The sequence below is a fragment of the Clostridium fungisolvens genome (assembly GCF_014193895.1).
Classification (GTDB): Bacteria; Bacillota; Clostridia; order Clostridiales; family Clostridiaceae; genus Clostridium_AR; species Clostridium_AR fungisolvens.
Genome location: NZ_BLZR01000001.1, coordinates 3,969,798 through 3,985,310 on the forward strand (window position 1 = coordinate 3,969,798; position 15,513 = coordinate 3,985,310).

The window sequence follows — 15,513 nt, forward strand, 5'->3', positions numbered from 1 at the left end:
TCATTAAGTAAAATACTTTTTATAAACAGTTTTTTATCTCTTATGTTCTCTCTTGTATGCTTCTATAAATTCATCAATTTGATCTATTGTCAGTATTTCTGTTAATATCTTTGCTGCAGCTTTACCAACTCTTAGGTCATAGGCTTCTCTATTTTCTTCAGTTGGTGGATTCACTGTTATGTTAAATTCATACTCTCTAGATTTTCTTCCCATATAACTCTTCCTTTCTTTTAAATAAATTTCGAATTAGATGTTATAATACTGTCATTTATTTTCTAATCACTGCATATCATACAATGTGGAAGTATATGCTTTTTCCATCAATGCTTTTATAAAAGGCTTTTTAAGCCTTTCACTTCTCTTAGGTTCATACTCTATGTTCTTACTTTTCATAAGCTTATCTTAAGCGAATCATCCTTCAATATATCTATAAGCTTTTCAACTTCCTTTATGTTCAGTTTCTTTATAAGAATATCTGACATAATATCAATGGCCTTATCTGTAAGTGCATCAAGATCTTTTGGATAGTTTATAGTGACATTAATATCCACTCTCCCCCTACCATCCCTTCAGAACACTATTAATCTATCTTATGAAAAGCTTCTTTATTCTGTTAACACACCTAATATATATGAACCTAAACTCTTACAACTCTTCATTAAATTATAGTGATTTTTTCTCATAAAAATGCCCATACTATAGATAGTTTTATTTTTATTGCTTTATTGCAATGCTTACTGTAAAAAAATATAATCCTCATATCTTAGATTATTATCATTGCAATATTGCATAAGACTGCTAAGTAGTTTAACACCAGCATTGTTATTGCCATTAACTACTCTACATATTGTACTTGGGGCAACATTCAATGCTTTAGCGCATTTATTGTAGCTTCCATAGAAGTTATCTTCAATCAGTTTTTGAAAAGTATTTACATTAATATTCATAACCACACCTCCTCTACACAAAATATCATTGCTTTTATGCAATTATTATATCTCTATTCATTGCAATTATGCAATACATTTTAAATAATTTTCTTTTCGCCTATTGCATACATGCAATAAACCACATTACAATATATGTATGAATAGTAAGGAGTGAAATAAAATGTTTAATTCAGATTTGCTAATCGAATTAATAAAGCAGGCTCAAGGAGACCGTTCATTAAACCAATTTGCAAAAAACTGTGGCATTGATCCAGGTAATCTATCTAGAATTGTAAACAACAAGAATGCCCAAGCACCTAAACCAGAGACTCTTAGAAAGATTGCAAGCCATGCACATAATGGCGTTACTTATGAAGATCTTATGAAAGCTGCTGGTCATATTGTATTAAATACTTCAAGTGAAGATAATTCTAAAAACGTACTATCCCCAAAAGATGAAATGGAAATAGAGAAAAAGATACAAAGCTTAAGAGAAGATTTATTAAATAATACTGGTGGCCTAATGCTATCTGGTGATCCAGTATCTCCTGAAGCAATAGACAGCATAGTAGAAGCCCTAGCCTTCGGCATAAGGCAAGCAAAGATTATTAATAAAAAATATACTCCAAATAAATATAAAGAGTAACTTGAGCAAATTGTCCACATTATTTTAATAAAATAATGAGCAATTTGTTCATAACTTACTTTTTCAGTTAACAAATGGTGAAGCTTAAATATATAGATATTCTTATTACATAGATAGATATGGTATTAGGGGGAATAAAAGCTTTGCACTTTATTGAGAGAGAGATAAATAAATTAGTAAAAAAGAATAAAACTAGAGATCCATTTGAATTATGCGATTTAGAAAATATACATTGCATAGTCATGGATCTACATGCTGAAATAAATGGTCTATATCAGTATGTTCAAAGAAATAAATTCATATATATAAACTCAAATCTATCAGAAGAAGAAAAGAAGGCTATCTGTGGTCACGAACTAGGACATGCTATCCTACATAAAAAATTAAACTGTACCTTCTTAAAAAACTACACATATACAAATCTAAGCAAATACGAAAGAGAAGCAAATATCTTTTCTGCCCTACTATTAATCCCTGAAGTTGATAAAGATATATTTTACGGACAAACAATTGATGAAATCTCATGTAAGTTACGGGTTCCTAGGGAGCTGTTAGAATTGAGATTACAAGTGAATTCATAACATTAATATGATGTTATCACCTAATTCTCTTAGAGTTATTTGGAACATTCCAATATACTCTATGGTATTTTGTGATGGCTAAAGATTATATGTATTTATACAGATAAATAGTAATTTATCGAGGAGATACAGTTATGGATGCCGACAGAAAAAAAATTACATGGTTGAATTTATATAAACATATATACGGCAGTAAAGAAAGATGGCCTATTTGTGAATTATATGATTTTTATAATTTAGATGAAAGCTTGAAAGCAAATAGAATTGGATATCAGATTAATTTGAAAAAAAATGTTGAAATAAATAGTAGTTCAAAAATCAGTAATTTTTTAACTGAATGTAAAAGAAACGAGAATTATTTTCCACTTTCAGGAGATGCTGACTTTGGAATGAAAACAATTTTTTGCAAAGAAAATATAAAAGATGCATATAAAAAAATGCATATGTTCCCAAATTTCTCGCTAATGCCAGTGTTGGGGGGAATGAATAACAAAAAAGGATCTCGTAGAGATAGATTTGATAAATTTATTTACTATGTTGATAAGTATTATAATACCAAAGACATAGAATTGCTAATGTGGTTTGGAAATATAAAAGAAGAAAACAAAATCAAGTATAAAAAAATTCTAGAAGCTTTTTTGAATATATTTATTGATGCTAAAGATTACTGCAAGAAAATGTATTTAATTGATGAAAATCTGGTAGAATCTTTAATTCAAAACGGAAAAGATACCATAGAAAATAAAATGGATACGAGAAAAAAATACTGTGAACTAGCAATTAAATATTGGAAACACAGAGAGGAACAAATGAAAAAACTAATCCCTAAAGAGGATCAATGGTATCTATTTGAAGATATTGATGATGATAGATATCAATAGGTAGTGTACGATTCAGTTTATTTATTAGACAAGCTTCTAATTGCCCCTAGAGTATTTTAGCATACCATGAGATTTACAAATTCCAATTTGTAAAATTGATGTAGAATTACATTTAACTCAATAAACTTTTTTTGAGTTTATTAATGTAATACTTATAAGGTGTTTGAGATTAATAAATGTATAAGTGGTAATTACAGAAAGGAAGTTAAAGATGAAAAAGAGTTATTTATGAATAGGACAAGGAACGAAGATACTGTCCCAACAATAATGATTGGCTAAGGATATTTTTGTGCGTGAATAACTATATTACAGATAATAGTGTTTGCGAAATACTCTTATGCAAGAAGCTAAATATTTTAGATAAATAGTAATTTAACATTAGGTTAAGTTACTATTCTAGCAATGGAAAAATATATAATAATTTTTACAAAGGAGGCAACATTTTGAGTAAGCCAACTATTGAACAGCCAAAAGTATTTATTTCTTATGCTTGGAGTTCAGATGAATACCAAGCGAAAGTTTTGTCGTTTGCCACGGATTTGGTAAGCGATGGGATTGATGTACAACTTGATAAGTGGTCACTAAAGGAGGGCAATGATACCTATGCTTTTATGGAACAAAGTGTTGCAGATGTAAGCATTACTAATGTCCTATTACTTCTTGATGCGCAGTATGAAATGAAAGCTAATTCGCGCAGTGGTGGCGTGGGAACAGAAACACAGATTATTTCTCCAGAAATCTACAACAAAGTAAAACAAGAAAAATTCATTCCAGTTTTATTTGAGCGTGGAGCAAATGGTGAGGTACACAAGCCAGCTTATCTCAAAGGTTTACTTCACTTTGATCTATCAATTAGCGAGCAATATGATGATGAGTATCAAAGGCTTGTAAAGAGGTTATATGGTATTGAGATTTATCAAAAGCCTGAATTGGGGAAAAGACCTTCATGGATAGATGCAACACCGGTAGTAAGCACAAAAACTAGAAGCACTTACAGTGTGTTAAAGACAAATTTGCCAGATCGAGCCCAAATTGAGCAGTTCATTTCATTTCTTTCTCAGATAAAAGAAAAGATAATTAGATTTATGAGAGACGAAAGCTTAAGCGGAGTCGATTTTGATAAATATATATCAGCATATGCAAATACAAGAACTATACGCGATGAGTTTCTACAATTGATGAAATATGTTTCATATATTAAGAATGGCGAACATTATGTTTGTAATATGCTTGAGGAAACTAGGAATATTGTAAACCGTGAGAACGGGTTATTAAATGAAATTAAGTTAACTCTTTTACACGAACTTTTTATATATTCGATTGCTATTTACTATAAGAATCAGAACTACGATGGATTGGCTTATACACTCGGAAAAACATATTTCACTGATGATTACTCTGGAAATCATGCCAATAACTTTAATATTTTCTATTTTAACAACCAGAATATGAATAATGCGGTGAGTAAGCGTGATAACAAAAATTATTATTCTGGAACTGCTCAGTTTTGGATAGAAAACATTGACACAGAAGCTTGTTCTAAAAATGAATTTGTTTTTGCAGATTTGCTATGCTTCAACTATGCAGTTTTGGGGAAAGATTATCACCATGATTGGTATTGGTTTCCGATAACCTATGTTTACGGGGGCCATGAAAATGCTATGATGCGTACTTTTGCGATTAAACTAAAATCGTTGGAGTACTTATCTAAGGCCTCTCAAATATTTGGTTACAACGAAGTACAAGCATTAAGTACAAAAATTGCTGAGATAGAAGAGAAAAACAAGACAGGCAAACTCCTAGAATACCGATATGGCAATGCTTTTGAAAGTGCTCCTATTCTGTACTATTATATAAAGTCAACAGATTTAGGAACTCTAAAATAATCAGCTTTACTTGTACTTTTATAGTTAAATAAACTGTGAACCATTGAGGCACTCCAACTTCACATTATGTTTATAATACATTGCAGATAAATTTCAATTTGTCAGATCAAACAAAATAACTTTGCTAAAAAGCATAAGTAAAAAGGTACTAAGTAATAATCCCCTATTAATATTGATTTAGGCTGCTATTATGGAGCGTATATCTATAGTTTCTGTAAGTTTAAATGAAGGTGAAGATTTTCTAAGAAGAAATATATTCTCTAATTAAAACCTATAATGTTCAAGATTAAATGAGGTGGATTAATATATATAAGATGATTCGCAAAAAGACAAACCTTATGGAATTTTTATTATTTGCTCTTTCAGTAGCTTGCTTGTATTCTGCACTATCACAAACAACACTTAAGCTATTGGCAAAAATACTGGTTATACTTGCTACAATTTTTATTATTATAACTCCACTACTTTTAATATTCTATAGGTTCAATCAACGTATTAAAAATAAAAAAACTTATTGATAATATGCACATTATAGAAAAAATAGTATTTAAAATGAGGTAATTAATATATAAGATCTACAATATCAGCAAATGTAACAGGTACAACCTCATTAATTGTATATATACTATAAAACTAGTTTAATTTAGAGATAAAGAATGTTTGTAATATAGTTAGAAATTTATATTGTGTGGTGATAAAAATGAATATTAATGATTCAATGATTAAGAATTATTTAGCAGATGAAGATGACTATGTAAACCATTGGCTTTTTTACAATATCCTAGATAATGGAGAATATACATTTGATAAACCTAACCCAAATAAAGAATATAAAGATAAAGTGAATGAGATATATGAAAAAATATATATTAGCTTAAGTAAATTTACACCTTATAATGCCTCTATATTTTCAAAATTATTTCCCAATTGGATAGAATTAATTGAAGATATAAATATTATACTCGCCGTAGGATGTCCACCACCTTATGATGCTATGGTTCGTGAATATGATGGTGTAGAATATGTTATTTTCGATTTAATAAGATTTATAAGTTACGAAAAAGATAGTAATGATATTATATCTTTAATTAGAGGTATGATTACACATGAGTTTACACATATTTGCATTCATAAAACTTATCCATTTACTGAGAATGGATATATAAATAAATTAAAATATATTACTTTTGATGAAGGGTTTGCACACATTTTAGCTTTTAGCGATAATATTACTTCTTATGATTTTAGTAAAATTATAAAATCGCATTTTGAAGATACATTAAATACATTACGAATTGCCTTATCTGAAACAGATACATTAAAGCAAAAAGAATATTTAGAGAAATCAAGTTCTGGTGCTTATTGGAGTAAATTTGCAGCCATTAGTGGGAAACTTTACTTAGCCTCAAATATAGATCATTTACATGACATATATAATTCAGGTCCATCTAATATGACAACAAAGATGGGATTATATTCGTAATTAAAGGTCGATAAATAATAAATTATTAGGCTGATTGGAATAACGACAAGTAAGAATTTAGTAATCAAGGGATTGAAAATTATATTAGGAGGTAGTACAATGACGAACAAAATAAAGGAAATTTCTAGCTGGCTACTTAGTCAATGGGGAGAAATAACGCAAGATGTTTTAGAGGAAAAACTTCAAGAAGCATATAAGCAAGGGAAAATCGATTCATATCCCGAACTAGTCGAAACCACTCTTGATAATATATTGTTTAACACTAAGAACAATATAGATCTTAAGAAGAAAGAACTTTACGAAAATAATTTCTACAACATCCCTTCAGATGAAGATATAATTCAAATGCGTGCTTACGAATATTTAATTGAGAATCTTAGCGAAATTGTAAAACAGTACAGGGAGGGCTAACTATCACAAATTCCAATTTGTCTTATTAATAAAAAGAATGAAATAAATTTAGTTGTTAAATTCATATGTTTCATTGAAATCCTTCATAAATAATGTTGGGTATTCTAGCAAATGAACACAAAAAGGCTATTAGGAGGTTTCCATGGATAAAGATTTATATATACCTAAAAGTAAGTACGATTTTGAAACAGTTGAGAGAATTAGACTTACTGATCCTGAGAACATTCAAGATATCCTGCCTCAAATTTTTCAGTGGATAGAAGACATTAACTGGCCTATTGCTCCTGAATTAGTCAAAATATTGGCTGGATTTGATGAAATGATAATACCCTATGTAATAGATTTAATCCAAAATCCAAATGGTTTAAGAGAATACTCTATTTATTACTTTATGCTTCCACTACTATCTAACAAACAACTACATTTATTAAAAGATGAACTAGAAAGAGTTACAAATAATCCCTCATTTTTTGAATCTGCAGAAGGCTACGATAAAATAGCCATCAAATATATTGAAAAAATATATTAAAAGTAAAGAGAAGTGAAAAGATATGAAATCCCTAGTTGAAAGATTAAGAACGGAACTAAATAGCTTTTGGCAATGGTCAGGATTAACCATTGAAGAATATGAAAACAATGGTGAAATTCTTCACTCAGATGAGCTTGATTATCCGAATTGGAGTCTACTACAAGATCTAGTATTTGAAGCAATAATACATTTGAAGAATGGACAAAGATCTAAAGAACTTACTGCATTAATACTAGAATCTATTGCTATCGACAATGAGGATGAAGTTACACTAGATTTATGCGAAGCTGAATTGGCTGATACTGAGCTTCAATATTTGGCTGAATGTAGTCTACATTTTCCTTTATTTAACGCACGTTGGCAGATAGCAGAATTAATTGGAAGAAGAACTAATGACAGCTTTATAAAATATCTTTTATTGTTTATTAATGATAGTAATAAATATGTTCAAAGAAGAGCTCTACTTTCACTAGCTAGAATTTCACCAGAAAAAGCCGAAAAAGTAGCAATATCAAAGCTAAGAGATGAAGATGATTACCTAAGAATGGTTGCTATTAAAATATTAAGGGAAGTATCATCACAGTATCTTAGAGATGCTATTAATATTCTAAAAGATGATAAATTTAAATATATCCAGCTTGAAATAGCCGAAATAAAGGATGAGGTAGATCAATAAATATGATTTTTTATTAATACCACTCCCCCATCATGGTTACACTATACTAATTGGTAATCTAATCATTTACCAATTAATCTTTTAATACAATATAGTGAGGTGATGACTTTGAAAGCAGCAATTTACAGTAGAAAATCAAAATTTACTGGAAAAGGCGAAAGTATCGAGAATCAGGTGCAGATGTGTAAGGACTATGCCTCAATGCATTTAAGTCATAAGAAAATTGATGAATTTCTCATATATGAGGATGAAGGTTTCTCTGGTGGAAATACAAATAGACCTGAGTTTCGAAGGTTATTAGAAGATGCAAGAGCTAAGAAGTTTGAAGTTCTAATCTGTTATAGATTAGACCGTATATCAAGAAATGTAGCCGACTTCTCTACTACCCTAGAAACCTTACAAAAGTATGATATTGATTTTGTAAGCATCAGAGAACAATTCGATACTTCTTCACCAATGGGTCGTGCCATGATTTATATTGCAAGTGTATTTGCTCAGCTTGAAAGAGAAACCATAGCAGAAAGAGTTCGTGATAATATGCTTGAGCTTGCGAAAACTGGAAGATGGCTTGGTGGTATAGCTCCTTTAGGCTATGAAGCTGATCAAGTAAAGTATTTTGATGAAAGCATGAATGAACGCTCCATGGTAAAGCTAAAACAGGTCCCTGAAGAGCTAAAAACAGTTAAGCTTATCTTTGATAAGTACTTGGAGTTCAAGGCCTTAAATAAGGTTGAGACATATCTCCTTCAAAGCAATATCAAAACTAAACGTGGTAATAACTTTTCTAAAAACAACCTTAGAATAATATTATCCAATACTGTGTATGTAAAAGCCACGAAAGAAGTCCTTGACTATCTGGAAAGTCTAGATATTACTACTTGCGGTGAACCAGATGGAGTCCATGGTCTACTAAGCTATAACAAACAAAAAGGTGTATCTAATGACAATGGTAAGATAGTAAGAGTATATAGAGATACAAGTGACTGGATAGCTGCAGTAAGCTCTCATAAAGGTATAATTGAAGCTTCTGACTGGCTACAAGCTCAGCAAATACTGCTTCAGAATAAAGATAGGTATATTACATCTCCAAAGGCACACAACGCTATTCTTACAGGAATCATAAGATGTGCTATTTGTGGATCTTCTATGAGAATATCCCGAGGCCATACTGATAAAAATGGTACTAATATTTACTATTATAAATGCACCTTAAAATATCATTCAAAAGGTGTTAGATGTAATAACAAAAACGTACGAGTAGATCAACTTGATACTGTAGTAAAGAATTCCTTAAAGGAACTTGGTATCAACAAAAAATCATTGATAGAGAAAATTAAAAGCAAAAATAAAGCCACTAGATCCCAAAGTGATTCTCCAAGTAAGATCTATGCTTTAGAAAACCAAATTGAAGAAAAGAAAAAACAAATGAATAACCTAGTAACTAAACTTTCTATGGATAATGATATTGAAGATATCCTAGTTTCAAAGATAAAATCCTTAAAGACAGAAATCAGCAGCTTACATACAGAACTCGAAAAACAAAAAAACTTAAACTCTGAATTTGATGAGGAAGAAGTTAACCTTTCTTTTTTAGAAATGCTCTTAGATAGATGTTCTTTAATTGATACCCTTTCTAATGATGAGGTAAAAGAACTTGTGAAAGGTCTAGTAGAAAAGATAACCTGGAATGGAACAACTCAAGATTTTGTAGTTGATTTTGTTGGTAGCGAGGAGGATAAAAAAAAATGAACTCCAAGCTGCCACATTCTAGGAAAATGTTGCACCTGAGTTCTATATCCACCAGCATCCAATATATCCTCATAACAAGACTGACATGCTCCGGCAAAAATCACTAGTTCATCGTAACTGGAATTATAATTTCTTAGATTCTGAACTGATTGAATAAAATACTTTGAGTTTCTGTAATTATTAAGATCAAGGTAATTTGTCGCATTCTTAATTAATCCATCATGTCCAGTAAGTACTACTATATCTGGTTTAATTTCCTTCACTAAATCAACAATCTGTGTAGGTTGGTCCTTTTCTACTATAGCTTTTCCCGTAGCATTAAGATTAAGTTGCTTATAAACCTTCATACAAGCATCTAAGTATTGTGGGTCTCCATCAACATGAAGTATTCTACCAGGTCGCCCAAAGGTTAACTCTTTTTCCGGTATGATCTTGGGAGACTTGGTTATTCTCGTTATATTTTTATGTCCAACCACCTCTCTTGATACCATTACTCTTTTAATAGTTTCATTTACTCTAGCATTAAAGATTTTATCCTTCTCTGCTATAAATTGCTCATCAACCTCTTCTAGATCATCTATTTTTGCATCTGCTATTATTCTTATATTAATACCTTTTAAAACATAATAAACTCCATCATCATCTTCTCTTATATCTATAATCTTAAAGGTTATATCCTTACTATATGACTTTCTTACAACTAAGTCACCGACTTTCATAAACTTCTCCTCGTAGCTATGATTTCACATTATATACTATGTAACAAAGCCCCTTTTGTTAAAGCTTGTAATAAATTTTCTTCTAGTTTCTATAATCAAAGTTAGTTATACAGTTTTAGTTATCTCATCGAAATAAATCATATTAATTCTCTGCGAAGCTCATTAAAGCATCGGATGTGTCTGAATTCCAATTATTAACAACTGTTATGTTTATTAATACTATTGAAATTAAGGAGGTGCTATGGAGATACTATATGAACAAGCTATTAGAATTAAATGATTTTCGAAGATGGAATGGCTTCAAAAAATCGCTAATTGCTCTTCATTAGTGATTTTTTTGCGCATCTGCCTTTTCTGAACGTATGTGAAGAAATTCTGGCAGGCGATATATTTTTACTTTTTAATCATATAGCATTTTTATTTTATTAAATTTAAAATATAAAATATTTATAGAATTCATAGAATTTTAAAAAGTAAAACTGTACTGTTCGAACGTAGTGAGTTTACAGTTTTAGCTATGAAATCTGAGAAAATCATATTAATTCTTTGCGAAGTTCATCAAGTATCGGATGTAGCGCCTCCTTAATTTCAACACAGTTATAACTAAAACAAAAATAAGCCACCATTATTGGTAGCTTAAATTTTTTCTTCCTATTCCTTTTGGTCATACATTTCCTTAAATTCATCAATGAATTTTAGATATATCTGTTTTTCATTGATAATTCCCTCTAGCTTATTGTTAAAGGTGTTCTGTCCCCAGTTGACTTCGTTATAATAGTATCTATTAGCAAGTCTCCAGTATCTTTGAGGAAATAGCAAAAATGCAAATATAACTCTATATTCTTCATCCTTGAGATTTCCAACTGAGCTATATGATTCTAATATAGCTTTAGCATATTCTATGTTCCAATCTACTCTTTTCAGCACTTTTATCATAAAATTAGCTATGTCGTATGCCCTAATCTCTCGTTTGCAGTAATCAAAGTCTATTACATAAACTTCATTATCATCACCTAATATTATATTATGGTAGGTAAAGTCATGATGACAAAAAGATTTATCGTTTTCTGCAATCTCACATAAATCAAGGTAAGAAGAGGTTTGCATCACATTATGTGCTCTCTTAGATAGTTCCTTATAGAACTCCATTGATTTAATATAATTTAAATCGAAGTCGCTTTTCTGAGATTTTTTTCTAGTCATATCTCTCATTTTATCTAGAGATTTCATTCGTTTTTCCATTAGATGTGGCCATCTTCCTAGATCACTTTTCAGTTTAGAGTTTTCTGGAGGATCGTATCCTTTTGTAGCTTCATGGAGCAATGCAAGGGTCTTTGCCGCTATCTTAACCTCGTCTAAATTGTGGAAGTCGCACTCTCTTCCCGGTATCCACTGTGAGAGAGTGTATAAGTCTTCATTTACTAAGGCAAAAGGTTCTCCATCCATATTCAGCTCGTACCTATCAACCTTGTCAAAGCCATTTTTTATAAGATGTTCCTTGGCACCATATACAAACAATAGCTTTTGTGCACCATAGTTTATCCTTTTTAAGCATTTGTCTCCCTTATTAGATTTTAAATAGTATATCCCTTTATTCGGCCTTAGTGTCTCAATTTTTATATCAAACTGTCTTTCAATTTCAAATTCCCTCATCATAGTGCTCACCTCCTATATATTTATATGTACAGGCGTATCCTTTTATTAACACTTTTTATAATTGCTTAATATAATAAAATATAGAAATGTGAAAGGACTTATATATGAAGATAGCTATAGACGGAAGAGCAGCTAATTGGTATAGAGGAACTGGTATTGGCACTTATACCTATCAACTTATAAATAATTTAAATCAAATAGATTTTTTAAATAATTATTTAATCTTCTTACCTGAAGAATTTCATTTTGAAAAAGAATTCAGAAGCAACTTTAAAACTGGCATAGCTAAACAAAATGAATTATTTAATTTTTGGGAGGAGATTAGAGTTCCAAATGTTTTGAATGAAAATGATATTGATTTATATCATATACCTCAAAATGGCGTTGGTCTCTCCAGTAATATTGATTGTAAAAAAGTAATAACCTTGCATGATATCATCCCTTTAAGAATGCCTGAAACCTGTAGCGAAAGGTATCTTAAGATATTTAATGAAGATATGCCAGGGATAATCGAAAAATGTGATGGTATAATTACGGTTTCTAACTTTTCTAAAGAAGATATATATAAAGAATTCAATTTTCCAAAAGAAAAGATTTTTGTAACTCATCTTGCTGCAGAAGATATTTACAAACCTCTAAACAAAAAGCAATGCAAATCTTACTTAAGTAAAAAGTATGGAATTGAAGGTGATTTTCTTCTATACGTTGGCGGCTTTAGTCCTAGAAAGAATATAATAGGCCTTATGGAAGCTTATGAACTTTTGCTTCATAAATATAACAAGGATTTATCTTTAGTCATAACAGGAAAGAAAGGGATATCTTATGACATGTATAGGGATAAAGCTCAAAAGCTCGGAATAAGCTCAAAGGTTTTATTTACAGATTTTATTCCTTTAGAAGATATGCCTATATTCTATAACGGTGCGAAGATTTTTGTTTATCCTTCTTATTATGAAGGCTTTGGGCTACCTCCTCTAGAAGCTATGGCTTGTGGAACTCCTGTGGTGGCTTCAACTGAAACTTCTATACCTGAAATTTGTGGTGATTCAGCATTATTAAGTAATCCTTCAAGTACTGAAGATATTTGTCTAAAAATACTTTCAATTCTAGATGATAATGATCTACTGAAGACTTTAATAACAAAAGGACTTGTCCATTCTGCTACCTTCAATTGGAAGAAGACTGCATATGATACATTAGATGCATATAGAGCTTTGTAAAATCAGCAATTTGTATATCAATATAAATTTCAGGGTGAAAATGATATATAGAGATAATCACAAAAAGGACACTAATATTTACTGAATATTAGTGTCCTTATATTATAAAGTTGCCACTTTATAGCTTTTCATTATTAAACTCTTTTAAAAATTCTTCCCTATCATCTCTAAACTCCAGCTTATTTATAAATCTTGCAAGAAATACATCTTCATCCCAATCTTTATTTTTATAATAATAGTCTGATACAGAAGTATAGAAATCAGAAGGAAATTTTAATAGAATATATAGTAGGTTATATTCCTCATTACTTAAATTAAGCACACTTGTGTAAGCATCAATTATAGTATTAAACTTATCCACATCATAAGCAAAATTTTTTATAGCCTTTGTTATAAGTTGAGCTATATCCTTAACCCTTAAGTCTATACTACAATAATCAAAATCTATAAAATACGCCTCTTCATCTTTAATTAAAATATTATGATGTGCTAAATCTCCATGGCATAATACTACTTTATCTTCTTCTTTACATATATCATTGTATTTCGAATTTCTTAACAGCTCTACACATTCTTTTACTTCATCTATATAATAATCAACTTCATTTAAAAACAGTTTATCGAATTCATTCTTGTGCCTGTAACTTATAACTTGCTCTTTTAGTTTTTTCATATCTGAAAGAGAATACTTAAAATATCCCTCCATATTCCCTAGCGTAATATCTTTTTGATCTAAAGAATAGCTAGTATTAACTTTTCCATTAATGTTCTTAATTATACCTATTGAACTTTTATGCATCACAGCCAAATCTCTTGCCGAAATAGATAAATCTACTATATTTGAGAATGCACATTCTCTACCTTCAATGAGGTCTAATAAGGTATATACTCCCCCATCCCATAGAACATATCTATTGCCATCTCCAGCTATGTCTATAGTAAGTGCTCTGTGGAATGTATTCTTTATAAAATCTAAGCTTTGTGAAATAAAGTTTAGCCTATCAATTGAGTAATCAATTTTCTTTAATATCTTTTTACCTTTAGAAGTTTCTAGTATAAATACACTTCTTACAGGAACTAAATCCTCAACCTCAATAGAGAACTTATTAAAAAGTTCAATGTTAAGATCATATTCGCAAAGATATTTTTTATCTCCATACTTTAACTTTAACATCCTTTTCACCCTTTATAAATTACTTTACTAAAACTTAATTTATATATGCTTGAAAACTCTGCATCCATGGATGTACCACTTCATAATAAAATTTATATTTTCAAGCTCTCCTCTCGAAACCCAGAGGAGTTTTGAAAATAGTTTTCAGATTGAAGTGGTACATCTATAGAAATTTTTCTGCATTGTATAAATTGATAGTTATATAGATGTTATATTAAACAATATCCATCTTTCAATTTTGCAGCAGATAATTTTTCTCCATATTCTTCTGCGCTCCATTTCTTCTTACCTTCCCTTTTTCTTGAACATACCTTCATATAATCATAAGGATAAGAAACCATAGCTTTTATATAAGCTTCACTGATCTTATCAAGAGCTGATTTCTGAACAAAGCTTTCAATAACTTTTCCGTAATCTATGTGTATCCCTCTTCTTTTGATTTTACTTAGGTATGTTATGCAATCCCATTCGACCATGTTAAAGCAAAGCTTTGATGTATCAGAAATACAAATATAATTTTCCCGTCTCCATAGGTTTGTGTTTTCACAGCTTACAAGGCTTAGTTCATTACTTCTCATACTTCTTTTTATAAGTTCTATATATTCAGTTTCTCCTATATATTTGACACAAGCTTCTGCTTTAAGCAGTATTTGGTGTCCACTACTTAATAATTCACTTTCAAAAGCATCTTTTATGCCTTCTTTTTCTATATCTAAAAGCATCTTTCTTAGCCTTTTTATATTTACTTTACATTCTTCCATTTCTTTACCGATATTACTTTGGAGTCTCAATAAATATATTCCCTCTCCATCTTTAACTCGGTTATGAAAATTACATATTAAATCTATCTGTTCTAAAATATTGTATTCATTATAATTTGTTTGTAGAATTCTTTCCGTTTGATTAGGAGAAATAATTATATTTCTTTTCTCCAGGTAATCTTTTAAGGAATCCATGTTCTTTCCTCCTAAAA

The 15,513-nt window shown here is 30.2% G+C and carries 17 protein-coding genes; 10 read left to right on the forward strand and 7 right to left on the reverse strand.

Annotation, left to right across the window (positions count from 1 at the left end):
• Positions 1-33 precede the first annotated feature (33 nt).
• From bsdtw1_RS17505 to bsdtw1_RS17515, 3 genes are all read right to left on the reverse strand, one after another.
• Complete coding sequence (locus tag bsdtw1_RS17505; protein ID WP_183278835.1) at positions 34-213, reverse strand: 4-alpha-glucanotransferase; 180 nt, start codon at positions 211-213, stop codon at positions 34-36.
• Between the two features lie 176 nt (positions 214-389).
• Positions 390-551 (reverse strand): hypothetical protein, encoded by a 162-nt coding sequence (locus bsdtw1_RS17510; RefSeq protein ID WP_183278836.1) that lies wholly within the window; start codon positions 549-551, stop codon positions 390-392.
• 183 nt (positions 552-734) lie between these two features.
• A complete protein-coding gene (locus bsdtw1_RS17515) occupies positions 735-947 on the reverse strand; it encodes an XRE family transcriptional regulator (protein ID WP_183278837.1) in 213 nt (70 codons plus the stop codon).
• Positions 948-1,110: 163 nt separating this feature from the next.
• Between bsdtw1_RS17515 and bsdtw1_RS17520 the strand changes: the two genes are divergently transcribed.
• The 9 genes from bsdtw1_RS17520 (at position 1,111) to bsdtw1_RS17560 (ending at position 9,771) form a co-directional block, all read left to right on the forward strand.
• Positions 1,111-1,575 carry a helix-turn-helix domain-containing protein gene (locus bsdtw1_RS17520; RefSeq protein ID WP_183278838.1) on the forward strand — a complete coding sequence of 155 codons (465 nt, stop codon included), beginning with the start codon at positions 1,111-1,113 and terminating at the stop codon, positions 1,573-1,575.
• A 143-nt stretch (positions 1,576-1,718) separates the two neighbouring features.
• Positions 1,719-2,156: an ImmA/IrrE family metallo-endopeptidase gene (locus tag bsdtw1_RS17525; protein ID WP_205245288.1), complete on the forward strand. Its 438-nt coding sequence runs from the start codon at positions 1,719-1,721 to the stop codon at positions 2,154-2,156.
• 134 nt (positions 2,157-2,290) lie between these two features.
• Positions 2,291-3,037: a hypothetical protein gene (locus bsdtw1_RS17530; RefSeq protein WP_183278840.1), complete on the forward strand. Its 747-nt coding sequence runs from the start codon at positions 2,291-2,293 to the stop codon at positions 3,035-3,037.
• Between the two features lie 443 nt (positions 3,038-3,480).
• Complete coding sequence (locus tag bsdtw1_RS17535) at positions 3,481-4,923, forward strand: SEFIR domain-containing protein (protein WP_183278841.1); 1,443 nt, start codon at positions 3,481-3,483, stop codon at positions 4,921-4,923.
• A 700-nt stretch (positions 4,924-5,623) separates the two neighbouring features.
• Positions 5,624-6,406 (forward strand): hypothetical protein, encoded by a 783-nt coding sequence (locus bsdtw1_RS17540; protein ID WP_183278842.1) that lies wholly within the window; start codon positions 5,624-5,626, stop codon positions 6,404-6,406.
• 99 nt (positions 6,407-6,505) lie between these two features.
• Positions 6,506-6,817, forward strand: a complete 312-nt coding sequence (locus bsdtw1_RS17545; RefSeq protein ID WP_183278843.1) for a hypothetical protein — start codon at positions 6,506-6,508, stop codon at positions 6,815-6,817.
• Between the two features lie 142 nt (positions 6,818-6,959).
• A complete protein-coding gene (locus bsdtw1_RS17550) occupies positions 6,960-7,346 on the forward strand; it encodes a DUF5071 domain-containing protein (protein WP_183278844.1) in 387 nt (128 codons plus the stop codon).
• Positions 7,347-7,368: 22 nt separating this feature from the next.
• Positions 7,369-8,022, forward strand: a complete 654-nt coding sequence (locus bsdtw1_RS17555; protein ID WP_183278845.1) for a HEAT repeat domain-containing protein — start codon at positions 7,369-7,371, stop codon at positions 8,020-8,022.
• Positions 8,023-8,124: 102 nt separating this feature from the next.
• Positions 8,125-9,771, forward strand: a complete 1,647-nt coding sequence (locus bsdtw1_RS17560; RefSeq protein ID WP_371874709.1) for a recombinase family protein — start codon at positions 8,125-8,127, stop codon at positions 9,769-9,771.
• Here the strand turns inward: bsdtw1_RS17560 and yabG are convergent.
• Positions 9,720-10,490, reverse strand: a complete 771-nt coding sequence (gene yabG / locus bsdtw1_RS17565; RefSeq protein ID WP_183278847.1) for a sporulation peptidase YabG — start codon at positions 10,488-10,490, stop codon at positions 9,720-9,722. The genes bsdtw1_RS17560 and yabG overlap by 52 nt on opposite strands.
• 651 nt (positions 10,491-11,141) lie before the next feature.
• Positions 11,142-12,146 (reverse strand): CotS family spore coat protein, encoded by a 1,005-nt coding sequence (locus bsdtw1_RS17570; protein WP_183278849.1) that lies wholly within the window; start codon positions 12,144-12,146, stop codon positions 11,142-11,144.
• A gap of 104 nt (positions 12,147-12,250) precedes the next feature.
• Here bsdtw1_RS17570 and bsdtw1_RS17575 point away from each other — a divergent pair, with 104 nt between their 5' ends.
• A complete protein-coding gene (locus bsdtw1_RS17575; RefSeq protein ID WP_183278850.1) occupies positions 12,251-13,366 on the forward strand; it encodes a glycosyltransferase family 4 protein in 1,116 nt (371 codons plus the stop codon).
• A 118-nt stretch (positions 13,367-13,484) separates the two neighbouring features.
• Here the strand turns inward: bsdtw1_RS17575 and bsdtw1_RS17580 are convergent, their stop codons facing one another.
• Together bsdtw1_RS17580 and bsdtw1_RS17585 are read right to left on the reverse strand one after the other, a co-directional pair.
• Positions 13,485-14,540, reverse strand: coding sequence for a CotS family spore coat protein (locus bsdtw1_RS17580; protein ID WP_183278851.1), 1,056 nt, complete (start codon positions 14,538-14,540; stop codon positions 13,485-13,487).
• Positions 14,541-14,749: 209 nt separating this feature from the next.
• A complete protein-coding gene (locus bsdtw1_RS17585; RefSeq protein ID WP_183278852.1) occupies positions 14,750-15,496 on the reverse strand; it encodes a hypothetical protein in 747 nt (248 codons plus the stop codon).
• Positions 15,497-15,513 lie beyond the last annotated feature (17 nt).